Consider the following 22886-nt stretch of genomic DNA (forward strand, 5'->3'; position numbering starts at 1 on the left):
GAACAGCAAACGAATTTTATGAATTGTAACTTTTTTTAATTGAGAACGAATTTCAACCTTGATGATCGTAACGATAAATGTCATCTCGATAGTACAGCATGCCTTCTTCTAACCAAGCTGTCTGATAAATAATATGTACCTGGATACGTTCACTCAGGGGCACCGAGGTATTCGCCTCTCTACCACTTTCACGTTTTTTCTCTAGACGTTCTTCAAGGCCTTGGGTCTTAAACAACAGCTCGGCCAGCTGTTCTGCGTTTTCTACTCTTACACAACCCGAACTGAAAGCACGTCTATCTTCTTGAAACAAGTTTTTGCTCGGCGTGTCATGTAAATAAATAGCCTGAGGGTTTGGCATATTAAACTTATACAAGCCTAACGCGTTATGAGATCCAGAAGATTGTCTCATCCGATAAGGAAAGCTACGCGGGTTAACCGAAGCCCAATGTATCGTCGTAGGATCAATGATCTCGCTTGAATCCCAAGAGCGAATTATCTGAATATTTTGCTCAAGTAGGTACATTGGGTTTTTCTTAACCTTTGGAATGATGTCCTTCACCATAATCTTCCAAGGTACATTCCATGTAGGGTTAAGGATGACAGAATCAAGAGTCCCCGTCATGATAGGTGTTTTTCGAGTTGTTCGGCCTACAACGACTTTAGACTCAAATAATGCTTCACCATTATGCCAGTATGTCACTTCATACCCTGGCACGTTAACAAACACGACATTGTCTCGTTCTTTTGCCCACAAACGAGAACGTTCTGAGTTAAGTGCAAGTAGATGCAATCGCTGCTCAGGCGAAAAATTAACCCAACGAATGGTGTTTGGACCGATAATTCCGTCCTGCTTTAGACCATGAATTTTCTGGAATGCTTTTATCGCCATCTCCAACTCTTCATCAAATTGTGGACCACTATAAAGTAAATCGTCGACATCGATGCCAACGACCTGCATTCGCTCAAGGAGTATGGGCTTATTTTCTAGCACATCACCTACCCTCGCTAAACCTTGTTGCTGGTAGGTCGGGTAATCAAGCTTGGCATAGTCTTGGAGCGAATAAAAAGATTGATTGAAAGCGGGATCGGATTGCAGCGGTGAAGATAAATTGATGAGAAATTGCTCTAACTTACCAATGGTAATTTCGGTGCTTAAAGCGGTAAGTACTTCTATGCTAGGTTCAGGCAATGACACTTCTTCAGTTTGGCCAAACAACCATTGTAAGCCATGTTCTTGGACTTGCTCTAAATAGCTTAGGTACATGAGTAGCGTATCTGTCATGACTAAATCATAATCAAGAGCATCTCCCTCTTCTTTTACATAAGCAACTCGTCTGATTTGGTCTTGAAATACTGGAGAAACCTCAGCAAGAGACAATACTTGCAATTGAAACAAGAATTGTTGTGCAATATCCTCGTTTTCCCAATTTAAGCGATAGCTGGTGCTCTGGTAGAGCCGATCAATCACTTCTGGGTAATGGATCATTTTCTCAATGGATAGTTGTGCAACCGCTCCCACCTGCTCTGTATCAGCAGTGGCGTTTTGAGAAACAACAGTAGAAAAGCTGAAAAACGGCACCATGAGCGCCGTTGTTAATAGAATTCTAGCAAACACGATCACGATCCCTCGGAAAACTTGCCTTAAAAAAAGTATGGCAAATATCTCACGGCTTGCAGGTTTAAAATTAAGAATCTAGGCAGAAAACCTCCGATAGAAGTGTCATTAGACTCTTAATGCCCCCACAATTACGTAATCCTCGACCAATGGTTATCCCACTGGATGCCAGTAGCAGTAGAGGTGTTTGACTTCATTGGCTTTTGCTCAACAACTTTACCTGCCCCAGAGCTGACACGGAACTCATCACCGTAGACAACCACACCCGATGCATCAGGCAGCGCATTTAATTCAACGAGTCGACCAGTAGACTTAGACCATATCCCGTAGCAGCTACCTGGAGGCGACGTCGCTAAAATCCATTCATCTGTCGCCGCAATGCTTGCGACATAATGGTTAAAGCGTGCCCATTGTTCTGGCTCTGCATGAAGCTCCTGCATCTCCCCACCACGAGTATGCATGGCAATGAGTGCAGGGTATTCGTCCGGCTCTCCGCGGTATTGCTGTCCACAAAGCACTGTTTCTGCTCCATCATGGGCTAAGTGACGAATACTTAGCTGATGATCCGGCAAAGAAACCTGATCCAGCAACGCACCATCTTGTGAAAGATAACTTAAGCTCGGTTTCATCGTTTCAAGGTTCAGTGGTTCACGACCATTCGTGTGTACACCACCCACGCCAATCGCTAACGCGCCATCAGGCATCATGATCACTTCATGAGGGCCGAGGCCAAAGCCTGTTAACTCATCGACCTTCTGATATTGCTTTTGCACATCATAAACGCCAATTATTCCGCGGCTTGTATCCCTTTCGCCTTCGGTAGCGAACAATAAAGTGCCATCATGTGAGTAAACACCATGACCATAGAAATGGCGATTCGACTTTGCTAGTTGCAGTTTGATCATTTGCTCTGAGCGATAATCAAACACCATAAAGAACGTACCAGGTCTGCGGCCAAAGACCACTGCGTGCCCCTGCTGGTTTGTTGCTACGCCATGACCACGCTCAGGAATAGGTAACGTAGTGATCGGCATACCATGCTCATCAGCCACCACCGCAGCGTATTTATCTCGACCAATGATTGAACAGCCTATCAGCGCTGGCTCACGTGAGTTTGTTGAAGCACAACCAAACGGCATAACAGGTGTAGCCGCCCCAAAAAGAGCGGCTTTAAGTAAGGTACGGCGGGTTTGATCAGTCACCATCGGTTGCATTAAATCCTATAACCACGCCAAGCTCGATCGCCACTTCTTCGTGGATCAAGTACTTCAATTGTTCTAGCTTGTTGTATTGAGCTAGCACCATACGATAACCTTCTTTGCTTTGCAGCGCGGCAAACAAGCTCTTATCTTCTGGCCATGTATCTAAAGCCATTTCAAACTGATGGGCAACACGATCAGCCAAATCTGCATGGCCTTGATCTCTCAACAGAGCATCCAAACCGTTACCGTTGGCAAAATAGAGTGCCTCCATTCCTTCAAGGTTCGCTTTTAAGTTTGATAACGAAGTCTCTGAACGCCACGATTCTGAGAAATAAGGACGAGGTTTGCCAATCTTCGCTAATGGACGACTCAGCTTCTTCATGCTGTATTCAAGCTGGTTAGATAACAGCGAGATATACTCAGACTCCCACTCTGTCACATCTAACGATTTCCACGGGTTTTCTGCCCAAGAATCAGCAATGATCTGTGCTTTATTATCTAAATTTTCGGCAATCGCAACACCTGTTGCACACGTCTTGCTGTCGCTAGATAAGGTCGAAGCTTTATCATAAAGCAACCACTCCAACGCGCCTAAACCTTGTACGGTTACGCTTTGCGTCGAAATCTCCTCTGCACTCCAAGCTTGGTCCGATTTCGTCAGCACAGACATCTTACGGCCTGTGGTGTTCTTTTTATCTGGCCAGAACTGAACGTTCCAACTTTGCTCTAATGCCGTCGCTGGACCACGCTCTTGACCTTGCAACGCCATCCACGCCAGCATAGTTTGATGCCATTGCTGTTTTACTTTCGCGTAATTTTTGCTCTCTGACGCACAGTAATCAGTAAAGCTCTGCTCAAGATTTGTCGTTTGAACTAAAAATGCCTGCGCTGCTTGAAACTCCACTTCATACACATTTTGTGAAAGGTGGTTTGTCTTTTCTGGCTTTGCAGAGGCCAATTCGTTTGTTGCCTGACAGCCAACCAAACTTAGAGTTGCTGCAATAGCACTCGCTAACAGTCTTTTTTTCATGGTATGTGCCTTATAGAGAATTCAAAAATGCAATCAATGCATCACGTTCTTTCTTATTCAGTGCCAAAACATTCTGCTTAGCTGTTTCGGCTTCGCCACCATGCCACAATACTGCTTCCATAAGGTTGCGCGCCCGTCCATCATGTAGGAAGTAAGTATGGCCGTTAACCTCCTCGGTGTAGCCAATCCCCCATAATGGTGCAGTTCGCCATTCACGCCCGTTTGCTAAGTATTCCGGACGGTGATCGGCTAAGCCTTCACCCATATCGTGTAAAAGCATGTCTGTGTATGGGTGGATAAGCTGCTCAGAAAGCGCTGGCAATTCTGGTCGTTTAGCGGTCTTCACACTTGTCTTATGGCAGCTTTCACAGCCAGATGATGCAAAGATCTGTTGACCAAGCTTCACTTCTGGATCATTTACATTACGACGAATTGGCACCGCTAGGTGTTGGCTATAAAACTCAACGAAATCAAGGATATTTTGGCTTACTTCTGGTTTACCGCCATTTGGCATGTCGTCACAAATGCTTTGTTTCGAGGTGCAGTTTTCGTTCGGGAATAAATGGCTCGTCAGACCAACATCACCATTGAATGCCGCCGCATTTTGCTGCATTAGTGTCGGTTGTCCGGCTTTCCATCCAAAGCGACCAATCGAGAAGTCGTCCTTCTCAATATCCCACACCTTGTTTACTTTGCCTGAGATACCATCTTTGTTGGCATCGTGTTCATCAGCCCAAGCGAGTAGCGTTTCGTCGGGAATACTCTCCAACAAACCAAGACCGATCATTGGCGGTGCCACACGTGCTGAAAACTCGGTATCTGGGTGCATATCACCGTAACCCAGCTCGGTTATCTTCAAATGAGGTTTTCTTAGTGTCACCGTCGTACCGTCTTTAAATTTCACTGGCACATCGGTGTAAGTAATTTCGATTTTGCCTTCTGGGGTCTGATCTTGAAGTGCAAAGTCTTGCAGCTGGCCGCCATAAGTGGGCTCGGGAATGCCACCGTCTTTGATGTACGCTTTTTTTTGCTCAGGCGTCATCGCAGGAATGCTCAAGCGCACTAACATAGACACGGCATGTAAATCATCTTTCTCTGGCGGATGACCACGACCATCTTTAATGTGACAGTTCTGACAACCATTGGTGTTAAACAGCGGACCTAGACCATCACGGGCGTCCGTCGATGCGGGAGCTTGAACCCAGGGGTTGCGGAAAAAACTGTTGCCGACACTGAAGTCAAGGCGCTTACTCATTGGTAGATTGGCAGCAGGAAGAGAATAGGCATTCGCGCCATCTTTTTTAACACTGGTTTTACCACCAGACTTAACATCGTAAGCCATGGCAGAAGAAGAAAGGATCGCGGCTAGCGCTGAAATTAGGTATGGCTTCATATCATTGCTCTACATATACAACAAGGGTGATAACAACGAGCTCAAACGTTAAAAGGGCTCACAAAGAGCCCTTATTTATTATGGTTTTCTTATTAAAACTCGTGGTCAGCAGTATCAGGGCTTAGGCTATCGATGCCGACAATGTTTGCCGCTCGCTCAATCGCACCGGTTTGGGCTACCAACGACATGATGGTATCGTTTACTAACGCTTTGCCTTGTGCGTTACCCGCCGCAATTAGCTGATCGAAGTGCTGGTTGTTCCTCTCAGCAGAAGTAACTAGCTCACCTACTTGGCTGCGAGTAACATCAAACTGCTTCTGGATTTCTTTTGCTGCTTTTTTGTCTTTTTGAGCAACAAGATCCGCAATGCTTGGACCAGATAGCAATGTTCCATCTTCACGCTTGTATAGGCCGGTGTAAACGTTATAAATGCCCTGCTCGTTGTAGTAATGAGAATTATGAGTGTTGTCTGAGAAACAATCGTGTTCGTCTTCTGTCGAGTTTGCTTCTAGTGCAACTTTCATGCGCTCACCAGCTAGCTCACCCAGAGAAAGAGAGCCCATACCGAATAGCATCTTACGAAGACCGTTGTCTGCCGAGCCATTAAGAAGCTCTTCACGGTAGTTACCTTTCACGTCTGCAGACCACTGCTTTTCCATCCACTCGAGGTCTTGAACCAGTAGATCAGCTGCTGCTTTTAAGTACTCACCACGACGCTCACAGTTGCCATTAGTACACTCAGAACCTACAACGAAGTCAGTGTAAGCTCGTTGACCTGCACCTGCATTAGTACCGTTAAGATCTTGACCCCAAAGTAAGAACTCAATCGCATGGTAACCCGAAGCAACGTTTGCTTCAGAACCACCTACTTCGTTTAGATCTGCTAGCAATTCTGGTGTGATTTTAGCGACATCTAGCTTCGACGCGCCAATCTGGAGACTTGTATTCGCAATGATGTTAGCGGAAGCACCTTCATTACCTAGTTCATATTGGTAATCAGTTGCAACGTAATCAATTAGGCCCTCATCAAGTGGCCACGCATTTAGCTGACCTTCCCAATCGTCAACGACCGCGTTACCAAAGCGGAAAACTTCAGACTGTTGGTATGGTACGCGAGAATCTAGCCAAGCTTGTTTTACTTCTTCAAGCTTTGCTGCGGATGGAGATTTAAGGAATTCGTCGATTTTTACATCGAGGGCTTTTGCTGTTGTCACAGAATCAGAAAATACCGCGTGAGCAACATCTGCATAATGTTCGACAACTTGTTGTTTAGTTACTGTAGCAGCAACCGTAGAACCACTGGCAATGAGAAGTGATGCAGCAATAGACTGGACTAAAACTGTTTTTGCATTCATCTGAAGCATCCTTGTTGAGCATTTTAATTATCGTATTGGTAGTGCTAATTATTCTTATTTGCACTTTTAGTCCCGAGATAATACAAATTTACAATTTATTTGCAACTCCAGATACAAAAAAAGCCTCACAAACATGAGGCTTTTAACATTCTTTGTTGTTAGATTTATCTTTAAGATTAAACCTTTAGATGGTGCTTACCATGGGACACCTTGGCTTTCAAATAATTTTCGTTGCCATCTTTGATATGTGCAGAAGTATTGACAACTTCAGCGATTTCTATCCCATACTCAGATAATTCACGGATTTTCTTAGGGTTATTTGTCACAAGGCGGATCTTATTCACACCTAATGCTTCTAACATTTGTGCAGCTTCCGTAAAGTCACGCAAGTCATCATCAAAGCCTAAGTGATTGTTGGCTTCATAAGTATTCATGCCTTGGCTTTGTAGACGATACGCATCGATCTTATTGTATAGGCCAATGCCACGACCTTCTTGGCGAAGATATAGAATGATCCCACCTGATTCACCCATACGGTTGATGGTCTCTTCCAGTTGCTCACCACAGTCACAGCGTGAAGAATGGAATACGTCACCAGTCAAACACTCAGAGTGCATTCTGACTAACGGTGTGTCTTGCGTTTGGTCTGCATGCTTGAAAATTACTGCAACGTGCTCTTTGTCTGTTTTCAATCCGTGGAAGGACAGAATCTCAGCTTCAATGTTACTTTTTGCCCCGACTTTAAAATCTACTCTGGCACGAACTTCCGCCATATCTATACTCACTTGATGTATTGCTTGATGCACTTTTGTAATTGCATTCATAAGAAATCTCTCTCAATCACAGACTATGGGGATTGATACCTGATTTTTCAATCTTAAGATCACTTTGAATGCAACTGCTTCACTTAAAGGGTAATCAAACTAACCAGTTATGGTTGATTCTTTTTAGAACACTTTTAGTACCTAGTTAATCATACAGCATTACCCGGCTGACAAATGTTATAATATAACATTTTAAAATAAGTACAATAAAAAACCCCAGTCCGCAAAGACTGGGGTTTTTTATATAAAACTGGCTGTATAGTAACTTAGTGAGTTTGCTTGTTCTTCCACACAACAAGCTCAATCCAGACATTTTCGAGCTCTTGAAGCTCTTCATCACTTAAAACGGCTAGCGTTGATGTGACTTGCGGCAGCTTCGGTGATTGCAATGCTCGAATCTGCGAGTAAAAGTCCTTTTTTAATTGCGATATTACTGAATCCACTGCAAACACCTACATATAATACGTTATCGAAATACGCGTTAGCTCATCTTTTTATTTAGTTCGCTATTCACTGAATTAATCTGAAATTCTTGAAAATGATAACATCTTGCCTGTTATATGCACAATTAATTTTAAATAGTGGAACAATTATCACACTATTAACGCTTGAGTTTTTTGATCGAAATAATTAGAAAAAGGATCATAAACAGCCCTGGAAAGATCCATAATAATGCCGTTGAGAGGTTAAATGGCGGATCATACAGGACAATATTTCCAAATCGATCAACTAAGTATTGCTTGATCTCTTTATCTGTATGTCCCTCATTCACCATCTCGTAGACCTTCAGCCGTAGCGCTTTCGCAGTATAGGCATTCGACTCGACTAGGTTTTGATTTTGACATTGAGGGCAACGAAGAGACTTAGCCAAAGTAATTGCACGCTGTTGCATTTCAACTGATTTAAATTCAAAAAGATCAACATTTTGATCATCCTGAATAGCGTACGCATTTAATGGGAGTAAGGCGAATAATAAAGATAATACAAAAGATAAATTATATCGAGATATCAAAGAACTTAGAGAAAATAGCATTCCATTTATCCTTATTAATTTCACCACGATATTTGATCAAAATCCGCCCCTCTTGATCAATTAGGTACGTTTCCGGCGTTCCGATTATACCTAAATCGATCCCTAGCTCACCTTTGGGATCAAATATCACCTTGGCATATGGGTTACCCTCCCGAGCCAAGTATTCTTGAGCTGCATGGCTTTGATCTCTATAGTTCAAACCTATTATTGGTACACCTGCTCGCGATAAACTCAACAATTCATCATGCTCACGTTTACACACACCGCACCAAGACGCCCAGACGTTTAAAATTTGCAAATCATGCTCTGCAAACAGCTTTTCCGTAAGTACGTCCGTTGTCGCTAAGCTGTCAGCCTGAAAATTTGGAACATAGACCACCCGATTTTTCGTTGTCTCGACGTTTGGACGATCAGCTAAAGACAGGTAACTGGTTACCGAAAATACCGCAATAGCTCCCGCTAGAATAGCTAGTTTATGCGAAGGATTCATCACTGACTCGACTCCAAGATCTTTTAGGCAGTAAGGCTGATAACATACTTATTAGTGCAACGATACCGCCACACCATATCCACCAAATTGCGGCTCTGTACTGCACTTTCACCGCATAAGATTGCTCTGACAGCTTTTCCCCAAGTGTAATATAGTAGTCACCATGCCAAAAAGACTTAATGGCAGGCTCCGTCATATTCATAACTCGTACTGAATAATGCCTTCTCTCTGGGAGCAGAGTGAAGCTGTGTTGTTCCGTTGTGCTAAGGCGTATCTCTGCTATTTCCGAAGTATAGTTCGGCCCAACCTTCCAGTGAGTATCCACATATTCGAGAGATACGTTTTGGAACTGATGCTGAGAGTTTGGAGACATTCGGTAGCTAAATTCATAAGAGTAGGAGGCATTTACTATCGCCCCTACTCCAGCAATGACAAAACCAATGTGGGCAAAAAGTTTAGGTGCAGTGCTAATCTTCGCACCACTTCTTACCCACTGAAATGCATGACTAGAAACGACGTAAATTGCCAACGCAAAAATTACACCTAGCATCAAGCCCGTGTTAACCATAATTGCTACAATGCTGGCTGTAATGACACTCAAAGAAGCAATCAAACATAGTACTTTCAGATCCTTACCTGCCCGAGAATGTTGCCATGAACAAAACGTGGAACAAGCCAGTACAACCAGACTAAAAACAAATAATGGATAGATAAGTGAGTTAAAATATGGTGGTCCGACTGAAATACTACCTGACCCCAATACTTGGTAAACCATCGGATAAAACGTACCAAGAAACACGATAGCAGTAGCAATGACTAATAAGCCTATCGCCATGTAACATAAATAAGCTCGACTAAAAATGGTATCAATGTTCGATTGGGGAATCTGCTGACCTCGATATATCAAAGACCCAAAAGTGACAAAGACAATAATCACCAATACACACAGCAATGCCAATCCCTTAGTTGGATCAACAGCGAATGCGTGGACAGATGTTAAAACTCCGCTTCTGACAACAAAAGTACCCAATACACTGAGGCTAAACGTACTAAACGCTAATGCGTAAGTGCTCCAAATCGCCCCTTTATTTCTTGCTGACAAATGTATGCTATGGAGTAAGGCTGTGCCAACTAGCCAAGGCATCAAAGACGCATTTTCTACCGGGTCCCAAAACCACCAGCCCCCCCAACCTAATTCGTTATAAGCCCACCACGAGCCAACTAAAATGCCCGCCGTTAACGTACCCCAAGCGAAATAGGCAATGCCTCGAACAAATGCATACCACTCATGGTGTGGTTGCCTTCCAAACAAAGCAGCAAGCGCGAGAGCCAATACTGCAGAGTAACCAACGTAACCTAGGTAAAGTAAAGGCGGGTGAATAATAAGCCCAACATCCTGCAACATCGGATTGAGGTCACGTCCCTCCAGAGCGAAACTTTGGGCATATTCAAATGGATTTGATGTGGCAAGCGTAAACCACGCAAAGATCGCAATAAGAACGTTCATGATTCCTAGGCAATCACCAGTATATTGAGCATTAACAGGTGATTTAAAAGCGATCAATGACGCCCACATGCTGAGTGTCACCACCCAAAATAACATCGAACCTTGGTGCCCTCCCCAAGTAGCCGCCACCTTGAATGCGACAGGCAGTTGGCTATTGGAATGAGTAACCACATACTCAAGCGCGAAATTATCTTGAACAAAACAGACAATCAAAAGCGATAAGCAAATGAAAGAGGCCAAACTGATGATGTATGACGTTGCAGTTTGGTGCGGTAGCGCCACCGTTTTGCCAATTGCGCGACGAATCCAATACAACAACGCCGCACACGTAGAGCCAATCGACACCAGTATGAGTAAAAATAACCCCAGTTCAGCCTCCATTACACCTCCCTATACTATAGTCATCTGACCGGCATAGAGAATGAACGTGCGTAGCATCAATACACCAACCAGGCTTAACGTCGTCACCACAAACACGTAGCTTCCCTTGTGGCGAACTTCAGAAGGCGTTAACCAGTTCAGCGTTAACGGTGTGAGCATACCGATGAGCACGACCCCAACCCAGAACCATTGCGCCCAGAAACCGTTAGATATCGCATTCCAAGCGGCAACCTCATTCTGACCGCCACTAAAGATCAGACCGGTGAAGAAGGTCACCAAGACAAACAGCTCAAACAATACAACTGGGCGTTCAAATCCGTGAACCCAAGACACACTTGGGCTACTGGTTGACTCTTTGAAAACCAAGATGCCAAACATCAAACACGCTGCCGCTCCTGAAGATAAGCTAGAGAACAAGAACAAAATAGGCAGTACTGGGTTATTCAACATTGGGTAAGTCTTCAATGCCGATAACAGGAAGCCGGTATACGCGGCTAAAACTATCGCTAAGAATCCCAGAAAGAGCTCTATCGCGTTGTTACCTTTACCGAACTTGATCAGGAGATCATCAACAAAATCGAGCAACTTGCCTGGCAACTTGCCTTCGCAGAAACTGATGATTTGGTGACGGAAAATCACACCAATCCAAACAAATAGTACGATCATGTACACTTGGAACAAGATAACGCCCATAGACATCACGGAAGTCGGATTGTAGTAAATCATGATCTTCCAAAACTCTAGCGGTTTAGTTAAGTGGAAAATCAAAATAACTAGACCAGCAATGATGCCAAACGGTGCTAACCAAGCCATAGCTTTCATGATGCCATTGTTTGCTGGGTCACCCTCGATAACCTTGCGTTTCAAATAGATGGATATCATTACCGCCCCCGCGGACATACCCGCTAAGAACAGATATATTGCGATGATCCAATCCCAAACTAACGAGTCAAAGTGGAAAGCACTCTCGAAGCCGTTCATGATGACACCTCCCCTTTGCTATGTGGAATTTTGTACAGCTTAGGCTGTGTACCTAAATGCGATTTATCACGGTACACAACGTGGCTTTCTATCGCTTTGCTCACTTCACTTGTAGGATCGTTTAAATCGCCAAATATCAGTGCTTTCGTCGGGCAAGATTCCACGCATGCCGGCTGTTTACCTTGCGCTAAATTGGTATCACGACAGAAATTACATTTATCCGCAGAGTGATCGACCGGGTTAAAGAAGCGGACTTGATAAGGGCACGCAGCTAAGCAGTAACCACAACCAACACATTTTTCTTTGTGCACATCGACGATACCAGTTGCTTCGTCTTTATACGCAGCGCCAGTTGGACAAACGTATACACAAGGCGGATTATCACAGTGCTGGCAAGAGTCTCGAGTGAACTGGTATTCCACATCAGGGAACTCCCCAATCGGCTCACTACGATGAATTTTAAGACGGGTAACGCTTTCAGGAACGTTATTCACTTCACGGCAAGCATCAGTACAAGCGGTACAACCGATGCAGGCATTCTCATCGTGAACCATCCCCATGCGCTTTGCTTGCTCACTATCGCTGGCATAAAGAGAGGAGCTAACAACGGAAGTGCCTGCAACGCCAGTGGTCAATATCAAAGCGCCGCTGCCGGCTAGGAAGTTTCTTCTAGAACATTTCATGCTATCTCTCCTCTTCTTTTGCAAGTTCAGGTTCGACGGCAAATTCAGAGTGACAATCGACACATTGCTTGATCAGCTGTTTTCTGTCGTAAGACAGTGCTTTGGTTTTTGCAGCGTGAACATCATGACAATTTGAACAAGTAAGATTCTTTGCATGAACATCGTGCGTCCAGTGGCTTTCTCTTAGCTCAGTAGGCGCATGGCAATCCACGCACTGACTATTAGCTTTGAGGATCAAACTCGGATCGAGGAACACCTTATCGTGCACTGCTTTTGATTGCGCAGCAGAAAACTTAATAACATCCGGCGCCCCTTCACGGTGGTCAGGACCAATATTGCTGTGGCAGTTGGTGCAATTAAGTTGCTTTCCTTGGCTCAATAACGCTTGTGGATCATGCGATAGATTCAGAGTGCCTTTGGCGTCCTTATGACATTGAAGACATTTATAGTCTCGGTCTCGGATCAGTTCGACTTGATGACGCTCGGCCTGAGCACCTTCAACTGACTCTGAAGAAGTCGCATGGGCGGCGATGGAAAAACCATAGAAGGCAAAGATGAAGAGAAATTTCAGCATTGTCTCTATGGTCAATTTTATATTGCCCATATTTTTCTTTCCTTAGCTCGATAATAATTGATAACCATTCTCAATTATTTATTTGAGCGACAATTAATTTCCTCTGAAGATATTTTTACAAACCTTCAAATGACATCAATTCTTATTTCGGAAAGCCACAACGCTAAACCTATATTTATAATACCCCTATTCTCCATAAGGGGTAGAAACAACCGCTCAAAAAGCGAGCTTAATCACCCTATTTTTTAAACAGACAGAAAGCTAAAACCTTAGCACACAACAAGTTACAAGATACCACTTTAGGGGTATATAAATATAAACATGACTGAGGTCACTGGCGTAAATTGATCTAAAACAAGACAAGTATCGCTCACTATTTCATCTATTTGATTAAGACATATTATTAATCTTAGATCTCCGGTTCTTATTTGGAATAGCTCCTCACAACGCTGCTTATAAAAACAAATATGGAGATAACACCGTGAGCATAAAACACTGGATGAGCGCACCCATCGCGGTTGCGACCTTATTCGCCAGCCAATTATTTTTGGTAGGCGCTCCTATGGCAGCGGAAGATAAAGGACTCGTCGATCCACGCAACGATGCCTTTGAACAAAACCACCCTGACCAATATCATTCTTGGAAAGCAACATCAGAAAGTGAACATATTGAAGATGCCTTAAGTGAAGACCCAAACATGGTGATTCTATGGGCAGGCTATGGCTTTGCGAAAGATTACAATAAAGCCCGCGGTCACTTCTACGCATTGGATGATGTTCGCCAAACCTTACGTACCGGCGCACCGACAGACGAAAAATCTGGACCTATGCCGATGGCGTGTTGGAGCTGTAAAAGCCCAGATGTGGCTCGCGTAATTGATGAACGCGGTGAAGATGGCTACTTCGAAGGCAAATGGGCACGCTTAGGATCGGAGATCGTTAACCCTATTGGTTGTTCAGACTGTCATGACACTCGCTCTGATGAATTTAAGAACGGTGAACCAGCGCTGGCAATAACTCGCCCTTATGTAGAACGCGCTTTCGATGCCATCGGCAAAAAGTTTGATGAGCAATCTCGCCTAGATCAACAAGCGTCTGTTTGCGCGCAGTGTCACGTTGAATACTACTTTACCGGTCCAACCAAAGCCGTGAAATTCCCATGGGACATGGGGACCACTGTGAACGATATGGAGCAGTACTACGATGCATTGAACTTCAAAGATTGGACACACGCAGTATCGAAGGCACCAATGTTGAAAGCACAGCACCCAGGTTACGAAACATGGCGTGATGGCATCCACGGCAAGAATAAAGTCGTATGTGTGGACTGCCACATGCCAAAAGTAACTAAAGAAGACGGCACCGTTTACACCGACCACAAAGTGGGCAATCCGTTTGATCGCTTCGAAGACACTTGTGCACAATGTCATACCCAAACCAAAGAGCAGCTACAAGGCATCGTTTCAACGCGTAAAGCTCAAGTACTGAACATGAAGCTAACAGCCGAGAAGCAAATCGTAGCAGCGCACTTTGAAGCGGGTGCAGCATGGAAAGCCGGCGCAACCGAAGATGAAATGCAGCCGATCCTGCAAGATATCCGCCATGCACAATGGCGTTGGGACTACGCGATTGCGTCTCATGGTGTCCACATGCACGCGCCTGAAGTTGCGCTAGAGGTGTTAGGTACTGCGGTTGACCGTGCGGCGGACGCACGCACTAAGCTGGTTCGTTTACTTGCAACCAAAGGCATCACTGAACCAGTACAAATCCCTGATATCTCGACCAAAGCTAAGGCACAACAAGCACTAGGTATGGATATGGAGAAAATGAACTCAGATAAGAAACACTTCCTAGAAACGGTGGCACCAGAGTGGGATAAGGCAGCTGCTGAACGCGAAGCCACGTACTAGTTTAACTGGTGAAGATTAATTAATAGATACAACAAGGGGCGTACTGAACGCCCCTTTCTTTATTTCTTCGTTCTCGATTCTATCGAGAGACAAAAATCGAATGTGCTAACGACGAGGAAGTCTCGGCCTAGACTGAATATTTGGGCGCGTTTTAGGCATTTGCACATTAGGTCTTTCCACAGGACGCTGAATCTTCGTCTCTGGCAGTGTTTTTCTTTGTTGCGCCTTTTCTTTCAATGCTTTGTCTTGTAAAGCCGTGGGCTCGGTTCGCTCTGGACGATTCTCCCACTTGGTTTGAATCTCCTGCTTCTGCTCTTCAGGTAGAGATTGCCAATGGTCGTCAAGCTGGCGTTTCATGTTGTCAATGTTGGTGGACATATCATCATCCTTCCAATCTTCAACTTTGTCTTTGATGGATTGCTGTTGGTCTTCATCCAAGCCATTCCACCACTCTTCCAATTTCTCTTTGTATTCATCATCATTGTCACAACAACCCGGATAATAGTAGATCCAGTAATCGTCATGATCATACCACCATGGATCGTAGTAACCGGAAGAGTAATAAACCGTAGATGAGGAGCCAGAATGTTCGGAAGAAGTACAGCCTGCCAGTACGGGGCCGCACAGCACCACCAAAATGCCTAACGCTTTATTCTTCATTCATCGCCCACCTTTCTTCTACTGCTTATTAAATTCTACGTCTACAACAGCTCTTTCGCTTTGTTGATAGAGTTAATAATTTGCACTCTATCTAAGTTGGGATCGTTAGAATCTAGTAAAAGTACCCAAGCATCAATCGCCTCCTGAAAACGGAATGACAAAAAATGATCATTTGCGATCAAAGACAAGGCCGCTTCATTATGAGGCTCTAACTGCAACGCTTGTTCAAGCAATAAACTGACTTCACTCGTCATCGCTTGTTTATGGATGTAATACAGGGTGGTTGCTTTAGCGGCAAGTTGAGTTGCATTGACTGGGTCTGTCAACTGAATGGCATAATCGAAGCAAATCAGTGCTCCATCAAGCTCTCCTTCGACCAGATATCCCTGCCCCAACTGAAACCATAGCTCAGCATTATTTGGGTCTTCACGCAATTGGTCTTGGATTTCCTCAATGATGTCATGAGCAGTCATCATCCGCGATGCTTCGGCTTGTATTGGCTGAGGAGCAGATTGACGAAAAAGTAAAAAGCTAGCACTCGTCAGCACGAGCACCAACGCGCAGAAGCTAAACCATTGCGCTGGCTTTACTTTGGCGGCGCTCAGCGACAAAGCCACAATGAATAAACCCATCAAAGTGATGGCGACAAAAAACCAAACCGACATAGTGCATTCCATAAAACAAGAGAGTTTCAGTCTACTGGTTTAGAGCCTTCATTGCGTTGATACAAGTACAAAAAAGCCGAGCGTAATGCTCGGCTTTTAAATTTAGCAGTGACTGAGAAGGTTATTCTTCTTCAGAACCTTCAGCTGTATCGTCCGCTGCTGGTGCTTCAGGCGCTTGACCTTCAACATTTGCTTCTGTTGCTTCCGCTTCTTCACCTTCAGGTAATTCTACTTCTTCAACTTCGTCAATGCGCTGTAGACCAACTACTGACTCATCTTCTGCTGTACGGATCAGCGTTACACCTTGAGTATTACGACCTACTTGGCTTACTTCAGCTACACGAGTACGAACTAGAGTACCAGCGTCAGTGATCATCATCATCTCGTCGCCTTCTTCTACTTGTACTGCGCCAACAACTGGACCGTTACGCTCAGAAACCTTGATAGACACAACGCCCTGAGTTGCACGACCTTTCGTTGGGTATTCCGCTAGTTCAGTACGCTTACCGTAGCCGTTTTGTGTAACCGTTAGGATATCGCCTTCGTTAGACGGAACGATTAGAGAAACAACTTGGTCTTCGTCTGCTAGTTTCATACCGCGAACACCCGCCGCTGTACGACCCATTGCACGTACTTTGTCTTCGCTGAAGCGAACCACTTTACCTGCTTTAGAGAACAGCATGATGTCGCTATCGCCGTTTGTGATATCAACGCCAATTAGTGAGTCATCATCACGTAGGTTCACAGCGATTAGGCCGTTTGAACGTACGTTTGCAAACTGGTTCAGTGGGGTCTTCTTAACCGTACCATCGCCTGTCGCCATGAAGATAAATTTCTCTGGTGAGAACTCATCAACTGGAAGAATTGCGGTGATACGTTCGCCTTCCTCTAGCGGAAGGATGTTTACGATTGGCTTACCACGTGCAGTACGAGTTGCATGAGGCAATTGGTAAACTTTCAGACGGTAAGTCTTACCACGAGTTGAGAAACATAGAATGTTATCGTGAGTATTTGCAACAAGTAGACGTTCGATGAAGTCTTCATCTTTCATCTTCGTTGCACTCTTACCTTTACCACCACGACGCTGAGCTTCGTAGTCGCTTAGAATTTGGTACTTAACGTAACCTTCGTGAGACAGAGTTACTACTACGTCTTCACGAGCGATCAGCTCTTCCATGTCAATGTCATGGCTAGCTGCTGTGATTTCTGTACGACGTGCATCGCCGAAACCATCGCGAACCGCTTCAAGCTCTTCACGGATCACTTCCATCAAACGCTCAGTGCTTGCAAGAATGTGCATTAGCTCTGCGATTTCATCTAGAAGTGCTTTGTATTCGTCAAGAATCTTCTCGTGCTCAAGACCAGTTAGCTTGTGTAGACGTAGGTCTAGGATAGCTTGTGCTTGAGTTTCAGTCAGGAAGTACTGGCCGTCACGGATGCCGTATTGCTCTTCTAGCCATTCTGGACGAGCAGCATCGGTGCCTGCACGCTCTAGCATTGCCGCTACGTTGCCAAGGTCCCAACCACGCGCTACAAGGCCAGCTTTCGCTTCTGCAGGTGTTGGAGCTTTACGAATAAGTTCGATGATTTCATCGATGTTCGCTAGTGCAAGCGCCAAACCTTCAAGGATATGTGCACGTTCACGAGCTTTACGTAGTTCGAAGATAGTACGACGAGTAACAACTTCACGACGGTGGTCAACGAAACACTTCAACATCTCTTTTAGGTTGAATAGTTTTGGCTGGCCATTGTCTAGCGCAACCATGTTGATACCGAAAGTCGTTTGAAGCTGGGTTTGTGCATAAAGGTTGTTTAGAACCACTTCGCCCACAGCATCGCGCTTACATTCAATTACGATACGCATACCGTCTTTATCAGACTCGTCACGTAGCGCACTGATGCCTTCTACTTTTTTATCTTTAACCAGCTCAGCGATCTTTTCGATCAAGCGAGCTTTGTTTACCTGGTAAGGAATTTCAGTGACGATGATGGTTTCTTTACCATTCTTCTCCACTTCGATTTCCGCTTTTGAACGCATGTAGATTTTGCCGCGACCTGTTTTGTACGCGTCTACGATGCCTTTACGACCGCTGATCAGCGCCGCTGTAGGGAAATCAGGACCAGGAATGTAATCCATTAGCTCATCAATAGTGATTTCTTCATTATTGATGTACGCAAGACAGCCATCGATCACTTCGCCAAGGTTATGTGGCGGGATGTTAGTTGCCATACCTACCGCGATACCAGAAGAACCGTTTACCAGTAGGTTAGGAATTTTCGTCGGAAGAACCGCAGGGATCTGCTCAGTACCATCATAGTTAGGTACATAGTCTACGGTTTCTTTGTCTAGGTCAGCCAGAAGTTCGTGGGCAATCTTCGCCATACGTACTTCGGTATAACGCATTGCCGCAGCAGAGTCGCCATCGATCGAGCCAAAGTTACCTTGACCATCGACCAGCATGTAACGAAGTGAGAACGGCTGAGCCATACGTACGATTGTGTCGTACACAGCACTATCACCGTGTGGGTGATATTTACCGATTACGTCGCCGACAACACGGGCTGATTTTTTATATGGTTTGTTCCAATCGTTGCCTAGTACGTTCATCGCGAATAAAACGCGGCGGTGTACTGGTTTTAGGCCATCACGCACATCTGGAAGAGCACGACCCACGATTACTGACATCGCGTAGTCTAGGTATGAACCTCTAAGCTCATCTTCAATGTTTACGGGCGTGATCTCTTTAGCTAAATCGCTCATAGAGCCATTATCCCTCTATTATCTGATCGTAATTACGATACGTGTAAGGTGCAAAAATATAACACACAATTCATCAACGGGGCATCACTTTCCCGCTCCTTTTATCAGGTTGTGAGCTTGGTTATGGGTTAAATGAAGAGAATTTGCACATTCATCCCATATCTTTCTGAAAACTGACTATATTTCCACCAATATCGTTCAAAAATGTCCCCTATTGCGATTGTGAGAAAAGAAGCAGTTTTAACGTATCGTACCATTGGAGTATAATCGCGCCTTCCAAAGGACTATTAGCGAAGCGATATTACTATCATGACAAAAGCACAAAACGTCGATCCAAGTGAAATTAAGAAATTCGAGGAGATGGCTTCTCGTTGGTGGGATTTAGAAGGCGAGTTCAAACCACTTCACCAAATTAACCCGCTTCGCTTGAACTATGTCCTGGAGAAAGCCGACGGTTTATTTGGCAAAAAAGTGCTCGATGTGGGCTGTGGTGGCGGTATTCTTGCCGAAAGCATGGCAAAAGAAGGTGCAGTGGTAACTGGCCTAGATATGGGTAAGGAACCTTTAGAAGTCGCTCGCCTGCACGCACTAGAGACAGGAACTAAGCTGACTTACATCCAAAGCACCATCGAAGACCACGCAGCGGAAAATGCCGGGACTTACGATGTCGTGACTTGTATGGAGATGCTTGAACACGTCCCTGACCCACTCTCTGTGATTCGTTCTTGTGCAGCGTTGGTCAAACCTGGCGGCCATGTCTTCTTCTCTACACTAAACCGCAATATCAAGTCATACCTATTTGCCATTGTTGGCGCAGAGAAGCTATTGAAAATCGTTCCGGAAGGCACTCACGACCACGAGAAATTCATCAAACCAGCAGAAATGATGAAGATGATTGACCAAACAGACCTAACCGAAATGGGTATCACTGGCTTGCACTACAATCCTCTTAACGACAGCTACAAACTAGGCCGTAATGTCGATGTAAACTACATCGTCCATACTCAAAAATACTAGTCTGATTACATAGCAATCACATCAACCAAATGAGCCTATAAAAGAAGGGTTCGTTAGAGAGGCAGTAGCATAGGTTTACTGCCTTTTTTAGTTTCTGTTGGTACATTTTTCGTGCACTAGATTCCATTTTAACCAATCTATTTTTAACAAACAAAAACTGTCAAAGATCAAGGAAAATATTTTTACATGCGGTTATTTGTAAACCGATCTGAAAACTGCAATTTTCTCCAATCAATCTCCCCCTTTTCTCATCGGTTAGTGTTCACTTACTGATTTTTTTCGTTCTCATAGTTATCCACAAGTCATCCCCTGCCTGTGCCTTGAAAAATTGGGGCAATAGCACTATCTTGTAACCCGCAAACAAATTAACCCCTATATGTTGTGTTTAAGCTACAATATATAGATAGACTTTGATCACAAAGCCGCCGCAAATTTTACAAGTTTTGCACATAAACAAACAAAAATACGGCTTTTATCAGTTTTCTTAGGGAAATAAAGCAGAATGAACCAACAACTTACCGTCACTAAGCGTGATGGCCGCAAAGAAAATATCGATCTGGAGAAAATCCACCGCGTTATCACTTGGGCTGCCGAAGGTCTTAACAACGTTTCAGTATCACAAGTAGAACTACGTGCTCACATCCAGTTTTACGACGGCATCACCACGTCAGATATCCATGAGACGATGATAAAGTCTGCTGCAGACTTGATTTCTGAAGAGACTCCGGACTACCAATACCTAGCTGCTCGCCTAGCGGTATTCCACTTACGTAAAAAAGCATACGGTCAATATGAGCCGCCTACGCTTTACAACCACGTGTCTCGTCTTGTTGATATGGGTAAGTACGATCAACATATCCTAGAAGACTACACAAAAGCAGAATTAGATGAGCTTGATGCGTACATCGACCACAAGCGCGATCTCGATTTCTCTTACGCTGCAGTAAAACAGCTAGAAGGTAAGTACTTCGTACAAAACCGTGTTTCGGGTGAGATCTACGAAAGTGCTCAGTTCCTTTACATCCTTGTGTCTGCTTGCCTGTTCGCTAACTACCCGAAAGAAACGCGTCTTGATTACATCAAGCGTTTCTACGATGCGACGTCGAAGTTCAAGATCTCACTACCTACACCGATTATGTCTGGTGTACGTACCCCTACTCGCCAGTTCAGCTCATGTGTACTTATCGAGTGTGGTGATAGCCTTGATTCTATCAACGCGACAGCAAGCTCAATTGTGCGTTACGTTTCTCAACGTGCAGGTATCGGTATCAACGCAGGTCGTATCCGTGCGCTAGGTTCGGAGATCCGCGGTGGTGAAGCATTCCACACAGGTTGTATCCCGTTCTACAAATACTTCCAAACAGCAGTGAAATGTTGTTCTCAAGGTGGTGTTCGTGGCGGCGCTGCGACTGTGTTCTACCCACTATGGCACGGCGAAGCTCGCTCGCTAATGGTACTTAAGAACAACCGTGGTGTTGAAGAAAACCGTGTTCGTCACATGGACTACGGTGTTCAGTTGAACAAACTGATGTACCAACGCCTAGTAGAAGGTGGCAACATCACGCTGTTCTCACCATCTGACGTACCAGGTCTATATGACGCATTCTTCGAAAACCAAGAAGAATTCGAACGTCTATACGTGAAATACGAAAACGATCCTTCAATCAAGAAAGAAACGGTTAAAGCGATCGAAATGTTCACTCTGCTAATGCAAGAGCGCGCATCAACAGGCCGTATCTACATTCAGAACGTGGACCACTGTAACACTCACAGCCCATTCGATTCAGAAGTAGCGCCAGTTCGTCAATCAAACCTATGTTTGGAAATCGCGCTGCCAACTAAGCCTCTGAAGAACGTTGAAGATGATTCAGGTGAGATCGCACTGTGTACGCTGTCTGCGTTCAACCTAGGTGCTATCAAATCTCTAGATGATTTCGAAGAACTATCAGAGCTTGTAGTGCGTGCACTAGATGCCCTACTTGATTACCAAGATTACCCACTACCAGCAGCATACAAGTCGACAATGAACCGTCGTACGCTGGGTGTTGGTGTTATCAACTTCGCATACTACCTAGCGAAGAACGGTGTTAAATACTCTGATGGCAGCGCAAACGGTCTAACTCACCGTACATTTGAAGCGATTCAATACTACCTATTGAAAGCGTCTGTAGCGCTAGCAAAAGAACAAGGTAAGTGTCCTTCGTTCCACGAAACGAACTACGCGAAAGGCCTATTGCCAATCGACACTTACAAGAAAGACGTTGACCTAATCTGTGAAGAAGAACTGCACTACGATTGGGATAGCCTACGTCAAGAGATCATGGAACACGGTCTACGTAACTCAACACTGACTGCGCTAATGCCATCTGAGACCTCTTCTCAGATCTCTAACGCGACAAACGGTATTGAGCCACCACGCGGTTTCGTATCTGTTAAAGCGTCGAAAGACGGTATCCTGAAGCAAGTTGTGCCAGATTTCACTGAACTGAAAGACAACTACGAACTGCTTTGGAACATCGGTTCTAACGACGGTTACCTACACCTTGTGGGCATCATGCAAAAGTTCGTTGACCAGGCGATTTCTGCAAACACAAACTACGACCCTTCTGGTTACGAGAGCGGTAAGGTTCCAATGAAGAAACTTCTTCAAGACCTTCTAACTGCATACAAGTTTGGTGTGAAGACGCTTTACTACCATAACACTCGTGACGGTGCGAAAGACGACCAGAAAGACGCAGTTCAACCACAAGATGACGATTGTGCAGGCGGCGGTTGTAAGATTTAATCTCCCGCACCCTAACAATCT

19 protein-coding genes are annotated in these 22886 nt (G+C 44.7%); 3 read left to right on the plus strand and 16 right to left on the minus strand.

The features are described 5' to 3' along the window. Window positions 1-52: 52 nt before the first annotated feature. From BSZ04_RS17290 to nrfB, 13 genes are all read right to left on the minus strand, one after another. The gene (locus tag BSZ04_RS17290; RefSeq protein WP_476726720.1) at window positions 53-1615 is read right to left on the minus strand and encodes a L,D-transpeptidase family protein; all 1563 of its coding nucleotides are present in this window, start codon (window positions 1613-1615) and stop codon (window positions 53-55) included. Window positions 1616-1746: 131 nt separating this feature from the next. Beyond that, window positions 1747-2829 (minus strand): DUF1513 domain-containing protein, encoded by a 1083-nt coding sequence (locus BSZ04_RS17295; RefSeq protein WP_088880973.1) that lies wholly within the window; start codon window positions 2827-2829, stop codon window positions 1747-1749. Then, window positions 2810-3847 carry an imelysin family protein gene (locus tag BSZ04_RS17300; RefSeq protein WP_088880974.1) on the minus strand — a complete coding sequence of 346 codons (1038 nt, stop codon included), beginning with the start codon at window positions 3845-3847 and terminating at the stop codon, window positions 2810-2812. The genes BSZ04_RS17295 and BSZ04_RS17300 overlap by 20 nt, the downstream gene beginning before the upstream one ends. 10 nt (window positions 3848-3857) lie before the next feature. Continuing rightward, window positions 3858-5240, minus strand: a complete 1383-nt coding sequence (locus BSZ04_RS17305) for a di-heme oxidoreductase family protein (RefSeq protein ID WP_088880975.1) — start codon at window positions 5238-5240, stop codon at window positions 3858-3860. Between the two features lie 92 nt (window positions 5241-5332). Continuing rightward, on the minus strand, window positions 5333-6595 hold the full coding sequence (locus BSZ04_RS17310; RefSeq protein WP_088880976.1) for an imelysin family protein: 1263 nt from the start codon (window positions 6593-6595) through the stop codon (window positions 5333-5335). A gap of 176 nt (window positions 6596-6771) precedes the next feature. Then, a complete protein-coding gene (locus BSZ04_RS17315; protein WP_010447607.1) occupies window positions 6772-7419 on the minus strand; it encodes a GTP cyclohydrolase II in 648 nt (215 codons plus the stop codon). Window positions 7420-7685: 266 nt separating this feature from the next. After that, on the minus strand, window positions 7686-7862 hold the full coding sequence (locus tag BSZ04_RS25090) for a hypothetical protein (protein ID WP_010447597.1): 177 nt from the start codon (window positions 7860-7862) through the stop codon (window positions 7686-7688). 158 nt (window positions 7863-8020) lie between these two features. After that, on the minus strand, window positions 8021-8428 hold the full coding sequence (locus tag BSZ04_RS17325; protein WP_050569000.1) for a cytochrome c-type biogenesis protein CcmH: 408 nt from the start codon (window positions 8426-8428) through the stop codon (window positions 8021-8023). Further along, complete coding sequence (locus tag BSZ04_RS17330; protein ID WP_088880977.1) at window positions 8415-8942, minus strand: DsbE family thiol:disulfide interchange protein; 528 nt, start codon at window positions 8940-8942, stop codon at window positions 8415-8417. Before BSZ04_RS17330 ends, BSZ04_RS17325 begins: the two co-directional genes overlap by 14 nt. Continuing rightward, window positions 8926-10830 carry a heme lyase CcmF/NrfE family subunit gene (locus BSZ04_RS17335; protein WP_071235524.1) on the minus strand — a complete coding sequence of 635 codons (1905 nt, stop codon included), beginning with the start codon at window positions 10828-10830 and terminating at the stop codon, window positions 8926-8928. Before BSZ04_RS17335 ends, BSZ04_RS17330 begins: the two co-directional genes overlap by 17 nt. 9 nt (window positions 10831-10839) lie before the next feature. Further along, window positions 10840-11811 carry a cytochrome c nitrite reductase subunit NrfD gene (gene nrfD, locus BSZ04_RS17340; protein ID WP_088880978.1) on the minus strand — a complete coding sequence of 324 codons (972 nt, stop codon included), beginning with the start codon at window positions 11809-11811 and terminating at the stop codon, window positions 10840-10842. Continuing rightward, window positions 11808-12494, minus strand: a complete 687-nt coding sequence (gene nrfC / locus BSZ04_RS17345; RefSeq protein WP_088880979.1) for a cytochrome c nitrite reductase Fe-S protein — start codon at window positions 12492-12494, stop codon at window positions 11808-11810. Before nrfC ends, nrfD begins: the two co-directional genes overlap by 4 nt. Window position 12495: 1 nt before the next feature. Then, a complete protein-coding gene (nrfB, locus tag BSZ04_RS17350) occupies window positions 12496-13098 on the minus strand; it encodes a cytochrome c nitrite reductase pentaheme subunit (RefSeq protein WP_088880980.1) in 603 nt (200 codons plus the stop codon). A gap of 451 nt (window positions 13099-13549) precedes the next feature. Between nrfB and nrfA the strand changes: the two genes are divergently transcribed. Then, window positions 13550-14977 carry an ammonia-forming nitrite reductase cytochrome c552 subunit gene (nrfA, locus tag BSZ04_RS17355; protein WP_088880981.1) on the plus strand — a complete coding sequence of 476 codons (1428 nt, stop codon included), beginning with the start codon at window positions 13550-13552 and terminating at the stop codon, window positions 14975-14977. A gap of 105 nt (window positions 14978-15082) precedes the next feature. Here the strand turns inward: nrfA and BSZ04_RS17360 are convergent, their stop codons facing one another. The 3 genes from BSZ04_RS17360 to gyrA all read right to left on the minus strand — a co-directional run bounded on the left by BSZ04_RS17360 (window position 15083) and on the right by gyrA (window position 19063). Further along, window positions 15083-15637, minus strand: a complete 555-nt coding sequence (locus BSZ04_RS17360) for a hypothetical protein (protein WP_088880982.1) — start codon at window positions 15635-15637, stop codon at window positions 15083-15085. 41 nt (window positions 15638-15678) lie between these two features. After that, a complete protein-coding gene (locus tag BSZ04_RS17365; RefSeq protein WP_088880983.1) occupies window positions 15679-16302 on the minus strand; it encodes a TPR domain-containing protein in 624 nt (207 codons plus the stop codon). A 121-nt stretch (window positions 16303-16423) separates the two neighbouring features. Continuing rightward, complete coding sequence (gene gyrA / locus BSZ04_RS17370) at window positions 16424-19063, minus strand: DNA topoisomerase (ATP-hydrolyzing) subunit A (protein WP_038886852.1); 2640 nt, start codon at window positions 19061-19063, stop codon at window positions 16424-16426. Window positions 19064-19372: 309 nt separating this feature from the next. Here gyrA and ubiG point away from each other — a divergent pair, with 309 nt between their 5' ends. Further along, complete coding sequence (gene ubiG / locus BSZ04_RS17375; RefSeq protein WP_010447571.1) at window positions 19373-20080, plus strand: bifunctional 2-polyprenyl-6-hydroxyphenol methylase/3-demethylubiquinol 3-O-methyltransferase UbiG; 708 nt, start codon at window positions 19373-19375, stop codon at window positions 20078-20080. Between the two features lie 502 nt (window positions 20081-20582). Continuing rightward, window positions 20583-22865, plus strand: a complete 2283-nt coding sequence (gene nrdA, locus BSZ04_RS17385; protein WP_010447570.1) for a class 1a ribonucleoside-diphosphate reductase subunit alpha — start codon at window positions 20583-20585, stop codon at window positions 22863-22865. The last annotated feature ends 21 nt before the right edge of the window (window positions 22866-22886 follow it).

Source organism: Vibrio rotiferianus (assembly GCF_002214395.1).
Lineage (GTDB): Bacteria > Pseudomonadota > Gammaproteobacteria > Enterobacterales > Vibrionaceae > Vibrio > Vibrio rotiferianus.

What these genes read in the sequence shown, in the direction of transcription:
- BSZ04_RS17295 (WP_088880973.1), bottom strand. Translation starts at nt 2,829, where the DNA reads ATGCAACCGATGGTGACTGATCAAACCCGCCGTACCTTACTTAAAGCC.
- BSZ04_RS17300 (WP_088880974.1), bottom strand. Translation starts at nt 3,847, where the DNA reads ATGAAAAAAAGACTGTTAGCGAGTGCTATTGCAGCAACTCTAAGTTTG.
- BSZ04_RS17305 (WP_088880975.1), bottom strand. Translation starts at nt 5,240, where the DNA reads ATGAAGCCATACCTAATTTCAGCGCTAGCCGCGATCCTTTCTTCTTCT.
- BSZ04_RS17310 (WP_088880976.1), bottom strand. Translation starts at nt 6,595, where the DNA reads ATGAATGCAAAAACAGTTTTAGTCCAGTCTATTGCTGCATCACTTCTC.
- BSZ04_RS17315 (WP_010447607.1), bottom strand. Translation starts at nt 7,419, where the DNA reads ATGAATGCAATTACAAAAGTGCATCAAGCAATACATCAAGTGAGTATA.
- BSZ04_RS17330 (WP_088880977.1), bottom strand. Translation starts at nt 8,942, where the DNA reads ATGAATCCTTCGCATAAACTAGCTATTCTAGCGGGAGCTATTGCGGTA.
- BSZ04_RS17335 (WP_071235524.1), bottom strand. Translation starts at nt 10,830, where the DNA reads ATGGAGGCTGAACTGGGGTTATTTTTACTCATACTGGTGTCGATTGGC.
- nrfD (WP_088880978.1), bottom strand. Translation starts at nt 11,811, where the DNA reads ATGAACGGCTTCGAGAGTGCTTTCCACTTTGACTCGTTAGTTTGGGAT.
- nrfC (WP_088880979.1), bottom strand. Translation starts at nt 12,494, where the DNA reads ATGAAATGTTCTAGAAGAAACTTCCTAGCCGGCAGCGGCGCTTTGATA.
- nrfB (WP_088880980.1), bottom strand. Translation starts at nt 13,098, where the DNA reads ATGGGCAATATAAAATTGACCATAGAGACAATGCTGAAATTTCTCTTC.
- BSZ04_RS17360 (WP_088880982.1), bottom strand. Translation starts at nt 15,637, where the DNA reads ATGAAGAATAAAGCGTTAGGCATTTTGGTGGTGCTGTGCGGCCCCGTA.
- BSZ04_RS17365 (WP_088880983.1), bottom strand. Translation starts at nt 16,302, where the DNA reads ATGTCGGTTTGGTTTTTTGTCGCCATCACTTTGATGGGTTTATTCATT.
- gyrA (WP_038886852.1), bottom strand. Translation starts at nt 19,063, where the DNA reads ATGAGCGATTTAGCTAAAGAGATCACGCCCGTAAACATTGAAGATGAG.
- ubiG (WP_010447571.1), top strand. Translation starts at nt 19,373, where the DNA reads ATGACAAAAGCACAAAACGTCGATCCAAGTGAAATTAAGAAATTCGAG.
- nrdA (WP_010447570.1), top strand. Translation starts at nt 20,583, where the DNA reads ATGAACCAACAACTTACCGTCACTAAGCGTGATGGCCGCAAAGAAAAT.